The organism is Pectobacterium sp. CHL-2024, from assembly GCF_044751765.1.
Classification (GTDB): Bacteria; Pseudomonadota; Gammaproteobacteria; order Enterobacterales; family Enterobacteriaceae; genus Pectobacterium; species Pectobacterium brasiliense.
Genome location: NZ_JBIXKO010000009.1, coordinates 1 through 22,289, shown reverse-complemented (window position 1 = coordinate 22,289; position 22,289 = coordinate 1). Strand labels below are relative to the sequence as shown.

17 protein-coding genes are annotated in these 22,289 nt (G+C 54.6%); 14 read left to right on the top strand and 3 right to left on the bottom strand.

The genetic code is table 11. The features are described 5' to 3' along the window. Nucleotides 1–46: 46 nt before the first annotated feature. Entirely contained in the window at nucleotides 47–1,333 is a 1,287-nt protein-coding gene (locus tag ACIPUG_RS14275) for a citrate synthase (RefSeq protein ID WP_400338872.1), read from the top strand. Between the two features lie 65 nt (nucleotides 1,334–1,398). On the opposite strand, the gene ACIPUG_RS14270 is transcribed toward ACIPUG_RS14275, so the two are convergent. Next, nucleotides 1,399–3,066 carry a methyl-accepting chemotaxis protein gene (locus tag ACIPUG_RS14270; RefSeq protein ID WP_039550028.1) on the bottom strand — a complete coding sequence of 556 codons (1,668 nt, stop codon included), beginning with the start codon at nucleotides 3,064–3,066 and terminating at the stop codon, nucleotides 1,399–1,401. 472 nt (nucleotides 3,067–3,538) lie between these two features. After that, nucleotides 3,539–5,242, bottom strand: coding sequence for a lysophospholipid acyltransferase family protein (locus ACIPUG_RS14265; RefSeq protein ID WP_400338870.1), 1,704 nt, complete (start codon nucleotides 5,240–5,242; stop codon nucleotides 3,539–3,541). A 347-nt stretch (nucleotides 5,243–5,589) separates the two neighbouring features. Here ACIPUG_RS14265 and ACIPUG_RS14260 point away from each other — a divergent pair, with 347 nt between their 5' ends. The 3 genes from ACIPUG_RS14260 to greB are packed head-to-tail and all read left to right on the top strand — an operon-like array spanning nucleotide 5,590 to nucleotide 7,689. Beyond that, complete coding sequence (locus tag ACIPUG_RS14260; RefSeq protein ID WP_400338867.1) at nucleotides 5,590–5,928, top strand: helix-turn-helix transcriptional regulator; 339 nt, start codon at nucleotides 5,590–5,592, stop codon at nucleotides 5,926–5,928. Continuing rightward, nucleotides 5,918–7,213, top strand: a complete 1,296-nt coding sequence (locus tag ACIPUG_RS14255) for a type II toxin-antitoxin system HipA family toxin (RefSeq protein WP_268198903.1) — start codon at nucleotides 5,918–5,920, stop codon at nucleotides 7,211–7,213. The genes ACIPUG_RS14260 and ACIPUG_RS14255 overlap by 11 nt, the downstream gene beginning before the upstream one ends. Beyond that, complete coding sequence (greB, locus tag ACIPUG_RS14250) at nucleotides 7,210–7,689, top strand: transcription elongation factor GreB (RefSeq protein WP_039288614.1); 480 nt, start codon at nucleotides 7,210–7,212, stop codon at nucleotides 7,687–7,689. Before ACIPUG_RS14255 ends, greB begins: the two co-directional genes overlap by 4 nt. A gap of 82 nt (nucleotides 7,690–7,771) precedes the next feature. On the opposite strand, the gene ACIPUG_RS14245 is transcribed toward greB, so the two are convergent. Further along, nucleotides 7,772–8,569, bottom strand: a complete 798-nt coding sequence (locus ACIPUG_RS14245; RefSeq protein WP_400338866.1) for an HpcH/HpaI aldolase/citrate lyase family protein — start codon at nucleotides 8,567–8,569, stop codon at nucleotides 7,772–7,774. Between the two features lie 333 nt (nucleotides 8,570–8,902). Here ACIPUG_RS14245 and ACIPUG_RS14240 point away from each other — a divergent pair, with 333 nt between their 5' ends. From ACIPUG_RS14240 to envZ, 10 genes are all read left to right on the top strand, one after another. Then, complete coding sequence (locus ACIPUG_RS14240) at nucleotides 8,903–10,804, top strand: IucA/IucC family protein (RefSeq protein WP_400338864.1); 1,902 nt, start codon at nucleotides 8,903–8,905, stop codon at nucleotides 10,802–10,804. An 81-nt stretch (nucleotides 10,805–10,885) separates the two neighbouring features. Beyond that, nucleotides 10,886–13,081: a TonB-dependent siderophore receptor gene (locus ACIPUG_RS14235; protein ID WP_227527375.1), complete on the top strand. Its 2,196-nt coding sequence runs from the start codon at nucleotides 10,886–10,888 to the stop codon at nucleotides 13,079–13,081. A 41-nt stretch (nucleotides 13,082–13,122) separates the two neighbouring features. Beyond that, entirely contained in the window at nucleotides 13,123–14,526 is a 1,404-nt protein-coding gene (locus tag ACIPUG_RS14230; protein ID WP_400338861.1) for a Y4yA family PLP-dependent enzyme, read from the top strand. Nucleotides 14,527–14,539: 13 nt separating this feature from the next. Then, entirely contained in the window at nucleotides 14,540–15,556 is a 1,017-nt protein-coding gene (locus ACIPUG_RS14225) for a PLP-dependent cysteine synthase family protein (protein WP_010277727.1), read from the top strand. 10 nt (nucleotides 15,557–15,566) lie between these two features. Continuing rightward, nucleotides 15,567–16,736 (top strand): NAD/NADP octopine/nopaline dehydrogenase family protein, encoded by a 1,170-nt coding sequence (locus tag ACIPUG_RS14220; protein ID WP_400338858.1) that lies wholly within the window; start codon nucleotides 15,567–15,569, stop codon nucleotides 16,734–16,736. Nucleotides 16,737–16,796: 60 nt separating this feature from the next. Further along, nucleotides 16,797–18,047, top strand: coding sequence for an MFS transporter (locus ACIPUG_RS14215; RefSeq protein ID WP_400338855.1), 1,251 nt, complete (start codon nucleotides 16,797–16,799; stop codon nucleotides 18,045–18,047). Further along, a complete protein-coding gene (locus tag ACIPUG_RS14210; protein WP_400338854.1) occupies nucleotides 18,040–19,200 on the top strand; it encodes an ABC transporter substrate-binding protein in 1,161 nt (386 codons plus the stop codon). The genes ACIPUG_RS14215 and ACIPUG_RS14210 overlap by 8 nt, the downstream gene beginning before the upstream one ends. Nucleotides 19,201–19,268: 68 nt before the next feature. Beyond that, the gene (locus tag ACIPUG_RS14205) at nucleotides 19,269–19,679 is read left to right on the top strand and encodes a ParB N-terminal domain-containing protein (protein ID WP_080718602.1); all 411 of its coding nucleotides are present in this window, start codon (nucleotides 19,269–19,271) and stop codon (nucleotides 19,677–19,679) included. 348 nt (nucleotides 19,680–20,027) lie between these two features. After that, complete coding sequence (gene ompR / locus ACIPUG_RS14200; protein WP_005969424.1) at nucleotides 20,028–20,747, top strand: two-component system response regulator OmpR; 720 nt, start codon at nucleotides 20,028–20,030, stop codon at nucleotides 20,745–20,747. Continuing rightward, nucleotides 20,744–22,105: a two-component system sensor histidine kinase EnvZ gene (gene envZ, locus ACIPUG_RS14195; protein WP_039277203.1), complete on the top strand. Its 1,362-nt coding sequence runs from the start codon at nucleotides 20,744–20,746 to the stop codon at nucleotides 22,103–22,105. Before ompR ends, envZ begins: the two co-directional genes overlap by 4 nt. Nucleotides 22,106–22,289: the final 184 nt, after the last annotated feature.

Genomic DNA, 22,289 nt, shown 5'->3' with positions numbered 1-22,289 from the left:
AAGAGCGGACGAGAACAACATCATTATTCGGGCAGGAGAAAGGTTCATGACAGTCAGAACGTCCACGTTGACGGCAGAAGGGCAAGCGGATATCACGCTGGACATGCGTTCCGGCGTGCTGGGGAAAACGGCGGTGGATATTCGCCCACTCGGTGAACACGTGCTGTGCAGCTATGACCCCGGTTTTGCCAATACGGCAGGGTGCGAGTCGGCGATTACCTATATAGATGCGGTGAATAGCGTGCTGCTGCATCGGGGCTTCCCTGTCGAACAGCTCGCCGAGCAGTGTGACTTTACTGAGGTCTGTTACATCCTGCTGCATGGTGAAGCGCCTTCGGCGGAAGCGTATGCGAAATTTGCCGATAACATCACCCGCCATACGCTGGTTCATGAGCAAATTACCCGGATGTTCAGCGGCTTTCGTCGCGATTCCCATCCGATGGCGCTGATGTGCGCGGTGGTGGGCGCGCTGGCCGCGTTCTACCACGATGTATTGGATATCCATAACGCGGAGCATCGCGAGCTGGCGGCCGTGCGGCTGCTGTCGAAAATGCCGACGTTGGCGGCGATGTGCTACAAATATTCCATCGAACAGCCGTCCGTGTATCCCCGTAATTCGCTCTCCTATACCGGCAACTTCCTGCATATGCTGTTTTCGATTCCGGCGGAGAAATATGAAGTGAATCCGGTGCTGGAACGAGCGATGAACCGCATCCTTATTCTGCATGCCGATCATGGTCAGTGCCCGTCTACGATGGCGGTCAGAGCGTCGGGTTCCTCCGGTGCGAACCCGTTTGCCTGCATTGCCGCAGGGCTGGCATCGATGTGGGGGCCGCTGCACGGTGGGGCGAACGAAGCCTGTATGCGCATGCTGGAAGAGATCAAAACGGTCGATCGCGTCCCTGAATTTGTACGACGCGCGAAAGACCGCTGCGATTCATTCCGCCTGATGGGATTCGGCAACTCGGTCTATCAGCATTTCGACCCGCGCGCGGCGATTCTGCGTAAAACCTGTTACGAAGTGCTCAATGAACTTGGCACGGAAGACAGCCTGTTACAGGTGGCGATGGAGCTGGAACATATCGCCATGACCGACGCCTATTTTCTGGAGAATAAGCTCTACCCGAGCGTCGATTTCTATACCTCGGTCATTCTCAAAGCGATGGGGCTGCCGCCGTCAATGTTTACGGTTATTTCCACCGTCGGCAGAACCATCGGCTGGATTGCGCATTGGGATGAGATGCACAAGCAGGATGAAATCAGCATCTACCGTCCGCGCCAGATTTATACCGGACAACCGCGTCGAGACTATGTTTCCGCGCTGAAAGACTGATGCGATTTTCACCATGATACCTATGTCATGGCATAGGCATCATGGTGATCACGGGCAGGATAAGCCTAGAATTTTTCCCAGTTATCCTGTGCGTTGCCAACCGGCGCGAGCGCTAAACGAGCGGGTTGGGCTTTTTTCGCCGTCGGCGCAGGGCGGACTGCTGGCGTGCCTCGCAAATGGAAATGGTTCATAAGCGTAACCAGATGAGAGGACTGTTCGCGCAGGCTGGTTGCCGCATTGGCGGATTCTTCCACCAGTGTCGCGTTCTGCTGGGTGACCTGATCGAGCTGGTTCACGGCATCATGAATTTGCGAAATACCGGACTCCTGCTCCTGCGTTGTCGTCCCGATCTCGCTGATTAAATCCGCCACGCTGCGCGCCTGACGTACCAGTTCATCAATGGTGCTGCCGGTGTCTTCAACCAGACGATTTCCCGCTTCCACTTTTTCGACGCTGGTGTTAATCAGTACCGCGATCTCTTTAGCGGCGGAGGCGGAGCGCTGCGCCAGCGAGCGTACTTCCCCAGCCACCACGGCGAAACCGCGACCTTGCTCACCCGCGCGCGCGGCTTCGACCGCCGCATTCAGCGCCAGAATATTGGTCTGGAAGGCGATGCCATCAATGACGCTGATGATGTCGCGGATTTTGTGTGAACTGGTGGAGATCTCTTTCATCGTAATGACCATGTTGCTGATGGCATCACCACCCTTGGTCGCCGTTGCGCTGGCCTGGCTGGCAAGTTGAGTGACACTACGCACGGTATGGGCATTCTGACGAATCGCCTGGCTCATCTGCTCCATTGAGGCGGCCGTTTGTTGCAGGCTGGCGGCCTGTTCTTCCGTACGCTGGCTCAGGTTTTCGCTGCCTGCGGCGATTTGGCTGGAACCGGACGCGATGGCTTCGCTGCTCTGCCGTACCTGCTCGACGATATCACCCAGGTTATGGCTCATATGACGCATGGTGGCTAACAGACTGCTGTGGTCGTTCGGCTTGATATTGATATCGACGGCCAGATCGCCATCGGCGACCTGCCGGGCAACGTGGGTGGCATAGAGCGGTTCGCCCCCCAGTTGGTTTTTCAGCGTGCGGGTAATTAGCCAGGCTACGACTGCGGCCATCGCGGCAGCGGCAAGCGCGAGAATCAGCATGATAACGCTGCCGGACTGCGCATCCTGCTGCGCCCCGCTGACAATCTCGTTGGTATCCTGCTGCTGCGAGGCCATCATCGCGTCCAGCACTTTAAACAGTGCGTTTTGTGCCGTCTGCATCTCATTGAGAATAATGGTGTTACCTTGCAGACGCTGCTGTGGATCGGTGGACTGCACCAATTCCATCGCTTTCAAAAAGGCCGCAAGGTAGGGCGGACGGGTGTCCTGAAACTGTTTCAGCAGCGCACTGGTGCCTTCGGTGTCGAGCTGTTGCCCCAGCTTTTTCAGGTTGGCGGTATTGCGGGCGATTTGCTCGTCGACGAACTGCTTTTCCTGCCTGATTTGTGCAGGGTCAGTACTAATTGCAATGTTGCGAATCAGGCGAGCATTGGCATCAAAACCAGCTTTAACTTCCTGAATCAACAACATGTTCGCCAACGTGGTACCGGAAAGTCGGTTGATGTCGTTACCCAGTCCAACCAGCTGGAGTCGTCCGAAGAATGCCACCATCAGGCTGATGATAATAACCAGAGAAAATCCCATACCCAGCATCTTGCCGAGTTTGATTCTGTTCAGCATATTCATAAACATCCTTAATTTTTTGACATGCTATGAAGGCATAACGGAGGGGGCTTGCTATCGTAATCGATGCAAGTAATGACAAGGCATTATAGCTATGTTTCGTATTTTCGGGATACATCGGTAACTCCCGTCCTCAAAAACATATCGATAAGAATATCTGTAATATCGGCAAGAAAAGCGTTCTGTTGATCACGTAAATTACGGCGAATGGGATTTCGTATGAAATGTGTGATCTGAGAGACAAAATGCGTGCGGGTATGGCGTTGGCTAATGGGAATAATGAGAAAAACGTGGGAGAGTGGTGCGTTAACCCCTTTAGACGTTAACGCACCCATCAATCAAGACGTTTTATCGCCGATATACCCGTCATACTTCAAGTTGCATGTGCGTTGGCTGCGTTCAGTCACCCGAATCACTTACTCAAGTAAGCTCATCGGGATTCCTTCACTTGCCGCCTTCCTGAAACTCGAATTATTTAGGGTTTAAAAGGGGCGATATAGCGCTGATAGCGTGATTCTTTCAGCTGTTGCAGATCGACCAGCACCAGACCGTCGATGCAGTTATTGAAATCAGGGTCGATACCGAAGTCGATAAACCGCACGCCGCCCGGCTCACACAGCTCCGAATACTGCTTGTAGAGCGTGGGGATTGCGCAACCCATGTTATTGAGCATGCTTTTCAATCGCGTGAGATCCTGCTGGTAGTCCGTTCCTTCAAACTGTTTCAGCACGTCAGGCAGCGAGGCCGGATAAGGGCGACGCGACGTAGCCAGTGGCTGATCGGGCGTGAAGTGCAAGCGATAAAACGCAACCAGCAAATCGCGTGCATGCGGCGGCAAAGTACCGGAAAGCGACACCGGACCGAACAGATAGCGATGTTCTGGATAGCGCGCCAGATAGGCACCAATACCCAGCCAGAGATAATCCAGCCCGCGTTTACCCCAGTATTTGGGCTGAATGAAACTGCGGCCTAGCTCAATGCCTGATGCCAGTATCGGATCCATTTCGTCACCGTACTGGAACAGGCTGTGGCTGTAGAGGCCGCTTTTCCCTTTTTCTGCGATCAAACTGGCCGTCGAGACAAAGCGATAGGCACCGACAATCTCCAGCTCGCGGTCATCCCATAGGATCAGATGCAAATAGTCATCGTCATAGCTATCCAGATCGCGACGTTGGCCGGATCCTTCGCCCACGGCCCGGAAGGCGATTTCGCGCAGGCGTCCGAGTTCGCGCAACAGCGGCACGTAATCTTCCTCACCGCGTCGATACAGATAGACAATCTTGCCATCCGGCGTGGTACCTAGCGTTTCGCACGCTGACAGGGCGCGCTTCAGCAGCACGCGGTCTTCGGCCAGCGCAATGGGTTTTTCACCGGTAAAACAGCCGGGCTTTCCTTGTCCCAACCGATAAACGTGACGACGGAAACGGGCCGCCAGATCGTTAGCGTTCCATTCGCCCTGGCTCCAGGACGCATAGGGAATTCTGGCACCGATACGCAGCTTGAGGGTTTGATCGCGTTGGCCGAACATTTCTCTCACCAACAGGAGCGTGGAGAGCGGGCGATAAACCATGGAAGAGAGATAGAACAGCGCACTGTTGCGTCCGCCGATATGAATCGGCACCACGGGCGCGCGGGCTTTGCTCGCCATGCGGATAAAACCATTATGCCAGTGACCGTCGCGAATACCTTGCAGGCTAGCGCGTGAAACCTCGCCCGCGGGGAAGACGATGATCGCGCCGTCGCCTTCCAGATGCTGCTGGATGGCGCTGATTTGCTGGCGTTTGGTGCGGTTATTGAAGTTATCGACGGAAAAAAACAGATTTTTGAGCGGGGCGACATAAGAGAGTAGCTGGCTGGCGACGATGCGGACGTCGGGCCTGACGCTGGCGACGGTACGCAGTAGCGCCAGACCGTCCAGTGAGCCAATGGGGTGGTTGGCAACCAACACCACTGGCCCCTGACTGGGGATGTTTTCTAAATCCCCTTCGACCATTTCACAATTGAAGTTGAAGTAGTCAAGAATCTGTTCGACCAGATCTAAGCCTTTCAAATGCGGGTAACGCCGCGCAAATTGGTGCATTTCATTTTCAAATAGCAGAGAACGCAAAACCGTTTTCTGCCAGGGTGGTGTATGGCGATGCGGGGCAAGATCTTGCAGAATGGCGTCTAAGCTAAACATAAATCGTTCTCCGTAGCTCTCCGTGGCTAAAAGTACGGGATAGAAATGACATATTTATGTCTGTTGATAGATTATTAGCCAAAATTGTAAATCTGTGTAATGAACGCGCGATTTTTGCGTGCTACCAACCCAGCCTGCCGATTAGCTGTGGAAAAAGCTCGCTAGGACAGATCTGCCGCCGCTGTTATTCAATGCAGGGGGGCGTGTTTCATTAATAAGGCATATCTTAAAAATATGACCTATTAATAGAACAGCAGTCTTGTGTTTCCTTCATTACAGACGCATCATGTTCTATAAATAGGTGTTAGGTATGTGTTATGCCCCATTAATGGAACAGGAATATAGCGATGGCGAAACCTTCTGCTCGAACATATTCTCGCTACAGCCGTGATGCAGCTCGTTTACTCGGGTTGATGCTTCGCAGCGCGAGGATCGAACGTAATATGACAGTGGAAGAATTAGCTGAACGGGCAGGCGTATCACGAGGCTTAGTCTATCGCGCAGAGGAAGGAGATATGGGATGCTCAATTGGCGCAGTTTTCGAGCTGGCTACTCTTGTTGGTGTCCCTCTTTTTACCACAGACCAATCCGCAATGGCACTTCATATTGCCAGCACGGAGAAAACACTTTCTCTTCTACCGCGTGCTGTACATCCTTCCAAGAAGGTCGTGAATGATGACTTCTGATAACGCTGTCGACAAAGCCTATGTATGGATCTGGTTGCCTGATGCGACGAAGCCCGTTGTGGCAGGTTTATTGAGCCGGGACGGCGACCGACTCATTTTCAATTATGGTCGTCACTATCTGGAGCGAAAAGACGCGATCCCTATCTATGAACCTGAACTGCCGTTAATGCGTGGTGCTATCCCGCCAGCAGCGGGCCTATGGCAGGCGAGTGCACTACGCGATGCCGCACCTGACGCATGGGGACGCAGGGTCATCCTTAATCGACTTATGGGTGTCAGAGGCAGAGGGGCGGATAGCAGTACGCTGGATGAATTGACATACCTGCTTGAGTCCGGTTCAGACAGAATTGGCGGGCTCGATTTTCAGGTATCACCGACAGAGTATGTTCCGCGTTCAGCTCAAAATGCGTCTATTGAAGAGTTGATGCTTGCGGCAACCATGGTAGAAAACGGTGTCTTGTTGACGCCTGAGCTTGATCAAGCACTTTTTCATGGGAGTTCGTTGGGTGGCGCTCGGCCGAAAGCGATGATTGAAGATGAGAACCATAAGTTTATCGCAAAATTTTCATCCTCAACGGATACCTACAATGTCGTTAAGGCTGAATACATTGCGATGCGACTGGCTGCGAGTGTTGGTTTAAATGTGGCTCCGGTGCACTTTCGGCAGACGGCGGGGAAGGACGTGATTCTGATAGAACGTTTTGACCGTATGAAAGTAGAAGGTGGCTGGAAACGTAGGCTGATGGTCTCTGCACTGACGCTTTTCGGCCTTGATGAAATGATGGCGAGATATGCGAGCTACGAAGAATTCTCGGACATCATTCGGCAACGTTTCGATGAACCGAAAGCGACGCTGCGTGAGCTGTTTGGCCGTCTGAGCTTCAATATCATTTGCGGAAACACCGACGATCATGCCCGAAACCACGCAGCATTCTGGGATGGCCGCGCACTAAAGCTGACACCAGCCTATGATATCTGCCCGCAGAACCGGGCGGGTAACGAGGCGACTCAGGCAATGTTGATCGCTGGCGAAAACAGGATGAGCAATTTCGCTGTCTGTCTGGCAGCTGCACCTAAATTTCTGCTGGGTGAAGCTGAAGCCATCGAGATCATCATGCATCAAATAGAAACGGTGCGAGCATGCTGGGAAAGCATCTGCGATGAAGTCGAATTGAGTGAAGTGGATCGTAAGCTGTTTTGGGGTCGGATGTTTCTCAACCCTTTTATTTTTGAAGGTACGCCGGACAGCTTACGCACTAAGAGCCTAACGGGGTTACTGACTTGAAAACCAATCTGATTACCCGCGAGGGGTATGACAAACTGCGGGCAGAGCATGACCATCTCTGGAATGTAAAGCGCCCGGAAATTACGAAAATTGTCTCCTGGGCAGCGAGCCTTGGGGATCGCTCAGAAAATGCGGATTACACCTATAACAAGCGTTTATTGCGCCAGATCGACAGGCGTGTGCGCTACCTGAGAAAATGCCTGACGGAATTGAAAATCGTTGATTATTCGCCGCAGCAGGATGGCAGCGTATTCTTTGGTGCCTGGGTAGAGATCGAGAATGAACAAGGTGAGGTGAAGCGTTTTCGGATTGTCGGCCCGGACGAGATCTACGGCGACAATAAAGACTATATTTCGATCGATTCCCCAATGGCGCGCGCCATGCTGAAAAAAGCGGTTGATGAGGAGTTCACCGTGAACACGCCAGACGGCCCGCGCGAGTGGTTTGTTAATTCGATTGAGTACGTTAAGTCATAAGCGACCCGGCAGCGGCACGCAGGGGAAACACACAGCAAGCCGGGCGAGCGTATCCCCTTCGTGTCCTATTGGCGCAAGAGGTTTAGTCATCTACATTTTGCGCCCGCAATAGCTGTCTGGCCTGCTCAATGACGGGTAAATCCACCATCTCACCGTTTATCTGGAAAGCGTAGCTGTGTTCGGCTGCTTTCAGAACCTGCTTTGCCCAGTCTATTTTGCTGCGATCCGTCGCGAATGCCTGCTGAACGGCATCGATCTGTGAGGGATGAATACAGAGTTTGGCCGAGAAGCCGAGCGAGCGCGCATGTAATGCGTCAGCTAACACCCGGTCGTGATGCGTGAAGTCAGGATTGACGCAATCTATCGGTGGCGGCAAGTCGGCCAGTCTGGAGGCTAATACAATGCGGCTTCTGGCATACAGCAAGGCATACAAGGATTGATCGCAATGAATATCAAGTGAGAAATCCAATGAGCCAAATGCGACTCTTTCTACCCCTGCTGCACAAATCTCTTCTGCATGATGCAACCCCTGCGCGGTTTCAATTATCGCAATAATATGAACCGTTTCCGATCTATTACGATTTATCATTTCCCGCGCATCATGCAGCATTTCTGCGGATTCTATTTTAGGTAAAACAATTTCCCATTTGGCTGTTTTATGTTTGGATGGGGCGTTATTTCTTAATTTTTCTTTATTATTTAGCCTATTCAGAAACTCTATATCTTCACTGAATTCCACTGAACCAAATTTGTTTAAACGTATATATCTTTTGCAATTTATTTCAGAGACGGGAGTATCGTTTTTATCCCATTGGATAATATTTTCTCTAGCCTGGTTTTTTTCATCAGGATGAACAGCATCTTCTAAATCAAATATCACGGCATCGGCACCGCAGTAGACGGCTTGTTGAAAGCGGTGGGGCGCATTACAGGCACAAAGAGATAGGTTTTAGCGTGTTCCATGCTGCTCTCCTTCTGTTAATTCATTGATTAAATGCAGTTTTATTAAAATGTAACTCATTAATTGCGAATAAGAATGATAGCTATTTACATTGCGGTGGTTAATATGCTAGCTTTCCGTTCATTATTTTTCAATCCATCTATCACGACATTTTTATTAAGTTTCGGGACGTGTTAACCCGAGATTTAACGACACCCTTTTATACGTTACTGCAATCGGTTTTTACTTGTTTTATCGGTATGAGGAGTGGTTATGAATATCAAGGCTGACGAAATTAAACACAGGGATATACATCAGGATGTAGATGATTTTCTCTCTGATTACTCAAATAAAAACGCGTTAAGGCGATTGATTCGCTGCTTTTTCGCAGAAGGAATTTTGAATAAAAATAACCTGAGATTTATTGAGGGTAATTCCAGGGCAGCAACGCTGGCTTTGCAGGGTGGCAAAGGTATATTGAAATTTGATGATATTTCGCCAGCACCGGCAAACACCTATATTAATAATGGAAATATTTATCTCATTCATTCAGATGGAACGTCTTTTCCCGTTACCAGCCACGAGCGATTGATTGATTTACTTCGCGACAGTTTCGATTTTCATCCTGACGAGAGCGGCATCAGTGGCCTGAAAAAAGACGTCGGTAACAGCATTCGTAATGATACCAACGCCCGGCGCTATCGCTGCCAGTGGCGTGCTGAGGTGGCCGATGCCATGCAGCAGGACGGGCAGAACGCTTTCACGCCGTGGCTGCGTCGGCAGCTCAGCATTCGCGATGCCGCCATGTTTCTCGATCAGTGGGGATCGCTGGAAGGCCACCCTTACTACCCGACCTGGAAAGCCCGCCCCGGACTGAGTGACGAAGACGTCCAGCAGCTGTCACCCGAATTTAACGCCCGCGTGCCGCTGCGTATTACCGCGCTGCGCCGCGATATGGCGTATGTCGAATCCATGCCGCACGTCGATGGTTTTCATTCGTGGTTTGCTCAGGCATTCCCCGCGCTCTGGCAGGACTGGAAGCAGCGCCTGAATCAACAAGGGCTGGATGAGACGCAGTGGCTCCCGCTGCCCATCCACAGTTGGCATTTGGAAAACTGGGTGAAACCCCACTATGCGGATGAGATCGCCGAAGGGATTCTGCTTACCGACGGCCCCGATCTCATCACCTTGCCGGGGATGTCGTTCCGTACCGTTTTGCCCGTTGAACCGCCTTCTTCTCCCTTCATCAAACTGCCCGTCGCCATCTGGATGACCAGCGAAATGCGCAGCCTGCAGGCGAAATCCATCCACATGGGGCCACGTATCAGCACCATTATCGAAGCGATTCTGGCGCAGGAAGGCGGGTTTGAGCAGCGGCTGGAATTTTTCCGCGAAGAGACGGCGTTCCACTACAAGCACGCGATTCATCAGGATGACGCGCCGGGCAAACACCTCTCCGTCGTTTTCCGCGATGCTCGAATTTATGAACGCACTGACGGCGCGCTGCCCGTGACCGTCGCCACGCTGTTTACGGCACTGCCTCACCGCGAGCAGCCGCTGTTCACCGAGCTGGTAACGCTGTCCGGGCTTGGCCCCGAAGCGTGGTTCCGCCAATACGTCCGCGCCGTTACCCGGCCTGTTATCGCGATCTATCTGCTGTACGGCATCGGGCTGGAAGCGCATCAGCAGAACAGCCAGATCCTCTTTTCACCGGAAGGTGTCGCGCAGGGATTATTAATCCGTGATTTCGGCGACGGGCGCACCTATGCGCCGCTGCTGCGTCAGCGCGGTCATCACCTGCAACCCTACGTCTGGCCCGGCATTCTGCCCACGGTATTTGAAGACGACATCGAACCCGTGCGGATGTTTGTCGTCGATGCCTGCTTTGTCAGCCACCTGCACGAACTGGCGCTGGCGCTCAGCGCGGAATACGGCTTTGCCGATGCCCGGCTGTGGCAGGTGATGAAAGAAGAAACCGCCGCGGCGTTTGACGCCGTGAAGTCGCGCGTTGATGGCGAGCTGTGGCAGACCGAACGCGACATGTTTATGACCCAGCCCTGGTATACGCGTTCGCTGCTGCGCATGCACATCCAGGAATATCGCGACTATCGGATTCAGCACGGTCTGAGCAATCCCTTCCTCATTGAAGAGGAAGAAACCCGCATCGGATCGTGATGTATGGCGATGCTCCTGCCTCACAGGCTGAATACGGGAGCATCTTTTTCACTCCTCATTTTGAGATGGATAACTTTGTTGATGAACGCCAGGAAGAACTTCACTCCACCTACCGGGAAGACTCGTTTTCCTATTCCCTCCGCGTTGGCCATCGCCGTAACGGCTGTGCTAAGCGGCATCGCGATACCCGCGCAGTCTGCAACGGGCGAGCGCGATGATTCCACTATCGTGGTGGAAGCTAAAGACGCGGATGCCGTGCAGGGGCTGGTCGCAGGCGGCATGTCGGCGCGGTCGTCCAGCACCGGACTGCTGGGCAAAAAGGACGTGATGGATACGCCGTTTAACGTCAGCAACATGACCTCATCGTTTATTGAAAATAAACAGGCACAGACGCTGGGGCAGGTGGTCGCGCATGATGCATCGGTGCGGGTGAGCAGTTCTCAGGGCGGTCTGCTGGATTCCTACTACATTCGCGGTTTTCCACTCAATGAAGGAAACCTGAGCGACATCGCCATGAACGGCGTCTACGGTGTTGCGCCCAACTATCAGTTGATGACCGACTACATCGAGCGGGTGGAAGTACTGAAAGGGCCGTCGGCGTTGCTGTATGGTCTGTCGCCTAACAGCAGCGTGGGCGGCGTGATTAATGCTGTCACCAAACGCCCGACCACCGTCGGCAATCTGACCCGCCTCACGACCAGTTGGCAGTCTGATTCCCAGCTCACGCAGCATGCGGATATTTCCCGCGTCTATGCGCTCGACAATAACAATTTGCTCGGCGTGCGTTTTAACGGGAATTACGGCTACGGCGACACGGTGTGGGATGGCAGCGACAAACGTACACAGGTCGGCTCGCTTGGGCTGGATTTCTCGTCAGAACGCTTTCGCGCCACGTTGGATCTTATCACTCAGCATCTGAAAACCCGTGCGCCGTCTCGCCCTTATTCGTTCGCGCAGGGTGTGACCGTGCCCGACGCACCGGATGGCAATAACAATATCTCTCAGCCGTGGGGGTTCTGGCATTCCAAAGACCAGTCGGTGCTGCTGCATACCGAATACGATCTGGCGGATAACGTTACCTGGTTTACCGATTTAGGTGGTTCCAGTGCACACGTGAGCCGACTGTCGGAGCAGGTGCCGCAGGTGACGAATAATAATGGCGATATTCGTTCTACCGTAGGGAATTACCGCTTTACCACCAGCCGTTACAATTTCGCGACCGGCATTCGTGCGGATGTGGAAACGGGCTCGGTGACCCACAAGCTGTCGGCACAGACTAGCTACTATCGCGATCGTCAGGCTAGCGCTAATGTGCCGGGAACAGCTATTAATTCAAATATTTATAACCCTGTCTATGTGCCAGCACAGGATATCGCCGCACCGTCAAGCATATACAAACGTTCTTCCACGGCACTGTCGGGTATCGCGCTAGCGGATACGCTCGGCTTTTGGAACGATGCGCTGCAGGTCACGGGTGGGCTGCGTTATCAGCAGATCAACACGGATAACTTCGCCGCCCCGGATGGCGGGGTGCGCTCTTCTTATGACAAGAGCGCAATCACCCCGATGCTCGGGGTGATTGTTAAACCCTGGCAGCATGTTTCTCTCTACGCCAACTACATTGAGGGGCTAAGTAAAGGGGACGTGGCGCCCACGACGGCGAGCAATCCGGGTCAAGTGCTGTCGCCGTATAAGAGCAAACAGTACGAGGCTGGGGTAAAAGTGGACGCGTTGGGGACGATTTCTACGCTAAGCGTCTTCCAGATCACCAAGCCGAGCGGCGCATTAGCTAACGGACCGGGCAGTGAGTTTATTGAGGCTAACGAGCAGCGCAATCGGGGTATTGAGCTGGATGTCGTCGGCTCACCGCTGGAGGATTTGCGCCTGACCGGTGGCGTGATGCTGCTGGATGCCGAGCTGACCAAAAGCGTGACGCCGGGTGCACAGGGCAAGCGTGCGCCGGGCACGTCGCGTTTTCAGGCTAACGCCGGCGTGGAATACGATCTGCCGTTCCTGCGCGATCTGACGCTGAACGCCAACGTCACCCATAACGGGAAGCAGAACGTCAACACCATCAATACCCAGTCTATTCCTTCCTGGACCACCGTTGATTTCGGCGCGCGTTACAAGACGCGAATCTACAACGCGCCCACCACATTCCGTGCGGATGTCCTGAACGCGTTTGACCGCAATTACTGGTCTGGCGTGACGTCGTTCAGCACGGTATCGCAAGGAACGCCGCGGACGCTGATGCTGTCCGTCGCGGTTGATTTCTAAGGATAGGCATTTTTCAGGAACCGAACGTTAAGGAGATAGCGATGAGCAACCTGTTTAGCTTTGCCGCAGTGTCTTCCCTCCCTGTCGCGCAGGCCCACTGGCCTGAGAGACTGACGCCTTATCTGGACAGTGAGATTGAGCAGTTTCTTTTCAACTCGCCGCAAAGGCTGTCGTGGCTGGTTGAGCAGTATGGGTCGCCGCTGAATATTGTCTGGCCGCACACCGTGGCCAACAATATCGCGGCATTGCGGACAGTGTTGCAGCGTCACGACGTGGATTGCCGCCTGTACTACGGCGCGAAGGTGAACAAATCGCCGGGGCTGGTTCAGGCGGCGGTGAATGCGGGCGTTGGCGTGGATGTTTCCAGCCTACAGGAACTGAAAGATGCGCTGCGGGCAGGCTGCGACGGCGCGCGGCTGTGCGCCACCGGCCCGGCCAAAACGCGTGAGTTCCTGACGGCGCTGGTTCATCATCGCGCTCTTATCGTGCTGGATTCACCGGAAGAGTTCGACGAGGTGCTCGCGCTGGCGGATTTACTACGCGTGACGGAGCCCGTGCGGGTTCTGCTGCGCTATCGCCCGTCGTTCGCGCAGGCCAGTCGGTTTGGCATGCTGGCCGATGAGGTTGCAATCTGTCTGGAGGCGTTGAGCACCAGACAGGCTGTGCTTCATCTGGAAGGCTTCCATTTCCATCTCGGCGGCTATGATCCCGATACCCGTGTGGCGGCATTTGCTGAGGTACTGCCATTACTGGATCGGGCACGCTCAAAGGGATTGCAGCCCGCGATTATTGATATCGGCGGGGGATTGCCGATTCAATATCTTTCGGCTTCACGCTATCAGGATTATTTAGCGAAGCAGAATGCGGCGGATTACCGCCACGGTCAGGTGCCGACCTCGTTTTACCCATATGGCGGTGAGCGTTCGGCTGTCGACTATCTTGAGGCATTCCTGTCCGCCCCAATCGGACAGCACCGCGTAGCGGACGTGCTCAAGCAGCACGGCCTGATTCTGGCGATTGAGCCGGGACGCAGCCTCGCTGACCAAAGTGCGATTACGGTATTTCGCGTCACGCGCACGCGCCGCCAGCCGGATGGCAACCACGTCGTGTTTGTGGAAGGCAGCAGCTTCAGCGCGTGTGAAACCTGGTTTAACTCTGAGTTTTTGATTGATCCTCTGCATGTTTTTTCCGTCAAAAAAGACACGCCTCTGGCACCGGGTAAAGCCTGGATCGCCGGACACAGCTGTCTGGACGACGATGTCATTACGAACCGATTGATTCATTTTCGAACCGTGCCGCAGTCAGGCGATTTACTGATTTACGCGAATACGGCGGGATACCAGATGGACCTGCTGGAAAACGCGTTTCATCGGCATCCGCTGCCTGCGCGCCTGTGTGCGTTCAAAGGTAAGAAAGGTGAGCTGATTTTTTCCAGTGATAACTGAATGGAGCAGAACCATGATCCTGAATAAAGTAACTGATTTGATTGGTAATACGCCCGTTATACAAATTCCGGTTCCCTATGGGGATACGCGTTTGTTTTTAAAAGTGGAGAAGAACAACCCCGGCGGCAGCATGAAGGATCGCATGGCGAGAAACATGATTGTTGCCGGACTGAAGTCAGGCAAAATCCGTCCCGGTGGCACCATTGTCGAGTCGTCATCGGGGAATACCGGTATCGGGCTGGCGCTGGCGTCAATTGAATACGGCCTGCGCTTTATCGCCGTGGTCGATCATCACGCGGCACAGGATAAAATCGCCATCATGCGCGCGCTCGGCGCGGAAATTCGCTACGTCTCCGGCGACTACGGCGAAGATGAGGTGGCGGTGGTGGAACGCCAGCGCATGGCGGCACAGCTGGCGCAGGAAATACCCGGCGCGGTGTTTATGAACCAGTCGGATAACGCGGCGAATGCGGGCGGCTATGCCGATTTTGTCCGCGAGCTGTTCAGCCAGATTGGCAAGATCGACGCGTTTGTCGGCTGCGTGGGCACCGGCGGTTCGATGACCGGCATTTCGCACGGTCTGAAAGTCCATAACCCGGATATCACGACCATTGCCGTTGAACCGGTGGGTTCTATCGTCTTCGGCCACCCCGGCAAGCCTTACTATCAATCCGGCACCGGGACGCCCGCGGGGGATACCGTGGGGCTGGTGCTGGATTACAGCTGCATCGACTGTGGCGAGCAGGTTTCGGATGCGCAGGCGTTTGAAACGGCACGCTATATCGCACGGCATTACGGTTTGCTGGTCGGCGGTTCGACGGGCGGAGTGATCTATAAAGCGCTGGAGCTGATCTATCAGGATCGCATCGGCGGCAACGTTGTGCTGGCGATTGCCGACGGCGGGGAGAAATACCTGCACACGGTATTTAACGAAGAGTGGCTGGCGGCGCGTAATCTGATCGATAGCGGCGTGTGGCACGATCTGGATCGCTGGCTGGGCAATGCGATTTCTCTGGAGCAGGCGAGCTAAGGAGTCAAGGATGATCGAAACGCTAAGCGGGCAGCCGCTTAACGTGGTGATTTGCGGGGCCGGCAAGACCGGCCATCTCGCCACGGTGCTGTTTAAACAACGGCCAGACGTTAAGGTGACGCTGCTGGGCAGCCATCCTCGTCTGCCGGAAGCCTATCAGCAGCACGGTAAACGGCTACACGCGCTGCTGCCGGATGGCGAGACGCTGACGGCGACGCCGGACTGTGTGACCTGTGATCCGGCGGAAGCCTGCCGCGATGCGGATATCGTTATCATCACCGTTCCCGCTAACTTCCGCGCCGATCTTCTGGCGCGGATCGTTCCTCATATTCCCAGCGATAAACCGGTTTATGTCGGCGCAATCCCCGGCTTTTGCGGCTTTGACTGGCTGGCCGAACGTGAGCTGGCCGCGCGCCCAAACGCGGTGATTTGGGGCATGAAGGATGTCGCGCACATTGCGTTTGATTTGCTGCCGGGCCAGTCGATCAAAATGGGTGGTGAAAAGGCCACGCTGTATGTCGCCACGCATCGGCGTGAAACCGCTGCGAGCCAGCAGGCGCTGATGGCGCTGCTGCAACGGCTCTATGCTGCGCCCGTGGTGCTATTGCCGGATTATTTGGAGATCACGCTGACGCCGGGTAACCCGATTATGCACAGTGCGGTGATTTATGGCCTGATCGGTCCTTACGGGCAGTGGCATGCCCGACCGCTCTCACAGCCGCTGTGCTGGTGGAATGATTGCCCGGAACTCGGGGCCTATTATCTGGAACGCATGGACGAGGAGAACCAGCAGCTGTGTGCGGCGCTGGAGACGCGGCTTGGCGTGCTGCTGGACTCGGTACTGCCGCTCAAGCAGGAGATTATCGATGCCTATGGCGATCAGATTGCCGATGCGCACACGATGCTTTCCGTGCTGCGCACCAATCAGGCTTATCACGGCATCGGTCTGCCGCTGCGAAAACATGATGCTGGTGGGTACGTGTTTGATACTCAGCATCGGGTGTTCCAGGAGGATATTGCCTACGGCCTGAGCCTGCTGGTGACGATTGCGGAGAACCTGACCGTTAGCGTGCCGTACATTGAGGAAGTCTACCGGTGGTGCAGCGATTACATGGGAACCTCCACGCAGGATCGTCCCGACTATTTCCCGCCGCACTGGCTGACGGATGAGATGAATTGACGTGATGACCGTAGCGGGTATGAGGCCGGGTGACGCCGTCGAATCAGAAGGAGCTGACGCATGCGCTTGAGCGGGCAGGTCGCGTTCATCATCCACTTTATGTTTGTCGTACAGCTGGTGGCGATGGGGGCGATGGAGATGAGCGGGCCGTTTTGGCCGCTGCATCTGGAAAGTATGTCATCGGGTGCGGAACTGAGTATCGCGGGGATTGCCGTGTACGTCGGGCCGATGCTGGGCATTATGCTGACCAGCGCCTTCTGGGGACGGATGGGCGACCGGCTGGGCAACAAAGCCATGATGATCCGCGCGCTGTTTGGGCTGGCATTAACTCAGCTCGGGCTGGCGTGGGCAAATGACATCTGGACGATAGTCGCGCTGCGTTTTATTCAGGGTGCCTGTGCGGGCTATATTGCGCCCGCGCAGGCGTATGGCGTCGCGGTGGTCAGTCCGCTACAGCGCACGCGGCTGTTTGCCTGGCTTCAGGTCTCTACCAACGTGGGATCGCTGCTGGGAGCGATTGTCGGTGGACTGATCCTCGATTATCTGAACTTCTTCTGGATCAACCTGAGTGCGGCGATCCTCTGCGCGCTGTGCGGCATCACCGTGGCGCTGTTCCTGCCGCATGTCGCCCCTGAGGCTCCCGTTGCTCCGCCTGCGGACGCACAGACGAAAGCCCTTCCCCGCAGGCGGCTCTGGGCGCTGTCGCCGATTCCCGGTCTGCTGCTGATTTCTGGCCTACTGCTGACCAGCCGTATGATCCCGCAAACGCCGTTTTCCCTCTATCTGGACGGCTTCTTTCAGGTGGATAAGTGGGTTATCGGGCTGTGTTATGGCTTGCAGGCGACCGGCGTGATTGTCTCCGCGTCGCTGTGGGCGCGCTATTTTGAAAATCTCTCGCTGTCGCAGACGCTGAGCCGCCTGTGTGTGGTCATGCTGGCCTGCGCCATCGTGACATTGACGGCCGCTACGATCCTGAATATTGCGATTTTCATCCCGCTGTACTTCCTGTGGGGCGTGCTGTTGGGAGCGACGACGCCCGTGCTGATGGCGCTGATTTCCCGCGCGGCTGGGGCCGGACAGCAGGGTTACATACTCGGCGTGGCGCAAAGCGTTAGCCAGTTTGCCTCGATTCTGGGCATTGCTTTGGGCGGATTGGTTCTCTATTCCCCCGGATTACGTTCGCTGTTCTTCTGCGTTGGCGCCGCTTATCTGGTGACCTTCCTGGTCGCGCTGATGCTGCTACGACGCCTGCGGATACAGGCGGAAAAACATGACTCTCTCTCGACGAAGGGAAATATCGAAAATGTGTAATCGTTGGACGCGGCAATATTGCCGTCGGTTATTGCTGAGCGCGCTGTTGATGGTAGGCCTGTCGCCACTGGTGGGGCAGGCTGAGCAAACCGCGCAAACCTCAACCGTCATCAAGGACGTGTTGGGGCGCGAGGTGAGAGTCAAGACGCCGGTGCAGCGCGTCATGCTGGGGGAGGGGCGTCAGCTTTATCTGGTTGCGATGCTCGACAGGGAAGACCCGGCGAAAAGGATTGTCGCCTGGAAGCGCGATCTGATTCAGTCCGATCCGGCCACGTGGCACCAGTATCGTGACCGCTTCCCTCAACTCGCAAAAATACCGACGTTTGACGGCACGGAAAAGGGCACGTTTGACGTGGAGCAGGCGTTGTCGCTCAAGCCTGATGTCATCATTATGAACATTGAGGCACAGCGGTCGATTGTCGATGCGGGTTATGACCGGATACTGGACAGCGTCGGCATTCCGATTGTGTATGTCGATTTTCGCTATCACCCGCTGGAAAACACGGCACCTACCATGCGTCTGTTCGGCAAGCTGTTTAATCAGGAAGCACGTGCCGAAGCCTTTCTCGCATTCCGTGAGGCGCAGCTAAAACGTGTTTCTGATGTGCTGTCGGCGAAAAAACCGCGTTCCCCGCGCGTTTTTATTGAGCGACTGGGTGGCTATACCGATGAATGCTGCCTGACGTTCGGCCCAGATAACTTCGGTAAATTCGTGCAATTGGCTGGTGGCGATAACGTTGCGGCGAAGAATGCGCCGAGCACCTTTATGCAGATGCATCCTGAACAGGTGATTGTGGAAAACCCGGAAATTGTAGTGATCACCAGCGGCAACTTTGAGGCCTTCGTACCCGGTGGACGCTGGATTGGTCTGGGGCCGGGGCAGGATATGGCGGAAGGACGTAAGCGTCTCGAATGGTTTCTGGGGCGTCCGGCCTACACCAACAGCGTCGCCAAGCAGCAGCGAGCGTTTCATGCCATCTGGCATCAGTTTTACAACGGCCCGTATGACTTTATCGCCATTCAGCAACTGGCCGAGTGGTTCCACCCAGACTTATTCCGCGATCTCAATGCGGATGACACCTTCCGCCAGCTTCACCAGCAGTTCTTGCCGGTTGATTACCAGCCGGGCTATTTCGTCAGTCTTACGCAGTAAGTCACTCACCGTCGGCTCCGGTGCACTGGCCGGAGCGATACGAGATTGTTTACGTCAGGAGGTAGAGCGTGTTTGAAAGTATGACTTACCAGATTGCTCTTACGCCCGTGCAGTTCCTGCTTCCCTCTGAAAATGTCGATATGTCGAACGTGGAATGTCTGATGGAGGATATTTGCCGCTGTGGCTGTTGGACGACGCCAGTACCGATAGAGAAAGAGACGGGGATTATTATGGACGGTAATCACCGGTTACGCGCGGCCGCCGAGCTGGGATTAAAGCATATCCCCTGTGCGCTGCTCGACTATGACGATCCCCGTGTGTCCGTTTACCACTGGAAGACTGGGCAACCTTTTTGCAAAAGCCTGATTATGCAAACGATTGTGGCGGAAAAGAGCCTGTTCCCTTACAAGACGACGCGTCACCTTTTCCAACCGGCATTGCCGTCGGTGCGTGTTGTGCTGGATGAGCTTATGCGTTAATCACCGCGATACGTTAACCGCTCCACGTTGTCGCGCTGAATTCAGGCGGCAACGTCCTCTTTCTTCGCTTTTCTCCTGCTTTCGCCGCTACCTCGCCTTTTTATTGGCGGCGGCGTTACTATAATCTTGATAAACGACAATCTTCGTAAACGACACGCTTCGCTAACTGCAATCGTCATTAATCGCCGATTATTTCATGCCTGAGAGCGCAGGAAATGATTGATTACACGAATTTTAATATGCTTTGTAACAATTTTGCCTAGAATGTATACCAGAAACGACTGTCAGTAATTCGTATGTTTCTGAACAATAGCATCGTCGGCGCTATTACGCCTTTGGAGAAAGAGAATGCAAGAAAACTATAAAATTCTGGTTGTAGATGACGACATGCGTTTGCGGGCGCTGTTAGAGCGTTATCTGACTGAGCAGGGTTTTCAGGTACGTAGCGTAGCCAATGCTGAACAGATGGACCGTTTACTGACCCGTGAATCCTTTCACCTTATGGTGCTGGATCTGATGCTGCCGGGCGAAGATGGGCTGTCCATCTGCCGTCGTTTGCGCAGCCAGAGCAATCCGATGCCGATCATTATGGTCACGGCAAAAGGGGAAGAAGTCGATCGTATCGTCGGGCTGGAAATCGGCGCGGACGATTATATTCCTAAACCTTTCAACCCGCGTGAACTGCTGGCTCGCATTCGTGCGGTGCTGCGTCGTCAGGCAAACGAACTGCCGGGCGCGCCGTCGCAGGAAGAAGCCATTATCGCGTTTGGCAAATTCAAGCTGAATCTGGGCACGCGCGAAATGTTCCGCGATGATGAACCGATGCCGTTAACCAGCGGCGAGTTTGCCGTACTTAAGGCGCTGGTGAGCCATCCGCGTGAGCCGCTGTCCCGCGATAAGCTGATGAACCTGGCCCGCGGTCGTGAATACAGCGCGATGGAACGTTCCATCGACGTACAAATTTCTCGTCTGCGCCGCATGGTGGAAGAGGATCCGGCGCATCCGCGCTATATCCAGACCGTGTGGGGTCTTGGCTACGTGTTTGTCCCGGACGGCAGTAAGGCATGATGCAATGGCGCTTTTCTCCGCGCAGCTCATTTGCACGGACGTTGCTACTGATTGTCACGTTATTGTTTGTCAGTTTGGTCACCACCTATCTGGTGGTGCTCAACTTCGCGATTCTGCCGAGTTTGCAGCAGTTCAATAAAGTGCTGGCATACGAAGTAAGAATGCTGATGACGGACAGTCTGCAACTGGAAGATGGCTCCACGCTTGAGGTGCCGCCTGCGTTCCGGCGTGAGATTTACCGCGAATTGGGTATATCGCTGTACACCAATGCGGCGGCGGAGGAAAGCGGCCTGCGCTGGGCCCAGCACTACAAGTTTTTGAGTGACCAGATGGCGCAACAGCTGGGCGGCCCGACGGATGTGCGGGTTGAAGTCAGCAAGAATACGCCGGTGGTGTGGCTGAAAACCTGGCTGTCACCGGATATCTGGGTGCGCGTTCCCCTCACCGAAATTCATCAGGGCGATTTCTCGCCGCTCTTCCGCTATACGCTGGCGATAATGCTATTGGTGATTGGCGGCGCGTGGCTATTTATTCGGGTGCAGAACCGACCCTTGGTTGAGCTGGAGCATGCGGCTTTACAGGTCGGTAAAGGCATTATTCCGCCGCCGCTGCGTGAATATGGCGCTTCCGAAGTGCGTTCCGTGACGCGTGCCTTTAACCAGATGGCCTCCGGCGTGAAGCTGCTGGCCGATGACCGCACGCTGCTGATGGCGGGCGTCAGCCACGATCTGCGTACGCCGCTGACGCGAATTCGTCTGGCGACCGAAATGATGGGCAAGGAAGATGACTATCTGGCGGAGTCGATCAATAAGGACATTGAAGAGTGTAATGCGATTATTGAGCAGTTCCTCGATTACCTGCGTACCGGTCAGGAAATGCAGACGGAAGTGGCCGACCTGAACGCCATTATGGGTGAAGTGGTGGCATCGGAAAGCGGTTATGAACGCCAGATCGACAGCGATTTTGCTACCGGCGAACTGCTGGTGCGCATTAGCTCCCTTTCGATCAAACGAGCGGCGCTGAATCTGGTCGTGAATGCGGCGCGCTACGGTAACGGCTGGATAAAAGTCAGTACTGGACGTGAGCTACAGCGCGTCTGGTTTCAGGTAGAAGATGATGGAGAAGGCATCGCGCCCGATCAGTTACAGCACCTGTTCCAGCCGTTTGTGCGTGGCGATAGCGCACGAACCACTAGCGGTACAGGGCTGGGGCTGGCGATTGTGCAGCGTATTATCGATGCGCACAATGGCGTGCTGGATGTCGGCAGAAGTGAACGCGGTGGACTCTGCGTCCGCGCGTATCTGCCGCTGCTCTCGGACGTTGCGGTAGCGGATGCGGGTGCCGTGAAAGAGTCATAAGCATTTTGTGCAGCACCGGCATGAATAAGAAAGGCGCGGAATCCGCGCCTTTCTTAGATTACGACAAAGACCGTCGAGCGGTAGTAACGGATAGATCGTAAAGACGCTGTGAATACGTCCATTGTATCTTGAACTAGGTAGTGGGTGATGGTTAGCTACCATCACCTGAAACAGGGTGAATCTG

Coding starts and splice junctions, on each gene's coding strand:
- ACIPUG_RS14275 (WP_400338872.1), top strand. CDS start 47: ATGACAGTCAGAACGTCCACGTTGACGGCAGAAGGGCAAGCGGATATC.
- ACIPUG_RS14270 (WP_039550028.1), bottom strand. CDS start 3,066: ATGAATATGCTGAACAGAATCAAACTCGGCAAGATGCTGGGTATGGGA.
- ACIPUG_RS14265 (WP_400338870.1), bottom strand. CDS start 5,242: ATGTTTAGCTTAGACGCCATTCTGCAAGATCTTGCCCCGCATCGCCAT.
- ACIPUG_RS14260 (WP_400338867.1), top strand. CDS start 5,590: ATGGCGAAACCTTCTGCTCGAACATATTCTCGCTACAGCCGTGATGCA.
- ACIPUG_RS14255 (WP_268198903.1), top strand. CDS start 5,918: ATGACTTCTGATAACGCTGTCGACAAAGCCTATGTATGGATCTGGTTG.
- ACIPUG_RS14240 (WP_400338864.1), top strand. CDS start 8,903: ATGAATATCAAGGCTGACGAAATTAAACACAGGGATATACATCAGGAT.
- ACIPUG_RS14235 (WP_227527375.1), top strand. CDS start 10,886: ATGAACGCCAGGAAGAACTTCACTCCACCTACCGGGAAGACTCGTTTT.
- ACIPUG_RS14230 (WP_400338861.1), top strand. CDS start 13,123: ATGAGCAACCTGTTTAGCTTTGCCGCAGTGTCTTCCCTCCCTGTCGCG.
- ACIPUG_RS14225 (WP_010277727.1), top strand. CDS start 14,540: ATGATCCTGAATAAAGTAACTGATTTGATTGGTAATACGCCCGTTATA.
- ACIPUG_RS14220 (WP_400338858.1), top strand. CDS start 15,567: ATGATCGAAACGCTAAGCGGGCAGCCGCTTAACGTGGTGATTTGCGGG.
- ACIPUG_RS14215 (WP_400338855.1), top strand. CDS start 16,797: ATGCGCTTGAGCGGGCAGGTCGCGTTCATCATCCACTTTATGTTTGTC.
- ACIPUG_RS14210 (WP_400338854.1), top strand. CDS start 18,040: ATGTGTAATCGTTGGACGCGGCAATATTGCCGTCGGTTATTGCTGAGC.
- ompR (WP_005969424.1), top strand. CDS start 20,028: ATGCAAGAAAACTATAAAATTCTGGTTGTAGATGACGACATGCGTTTG.
- envZ (WP_039277203.1), top strand. CDS start 20,744: ATGATGCAATGGCGCTTTTCTCCGCGCAGCTCATTTGCACGGACGTTG.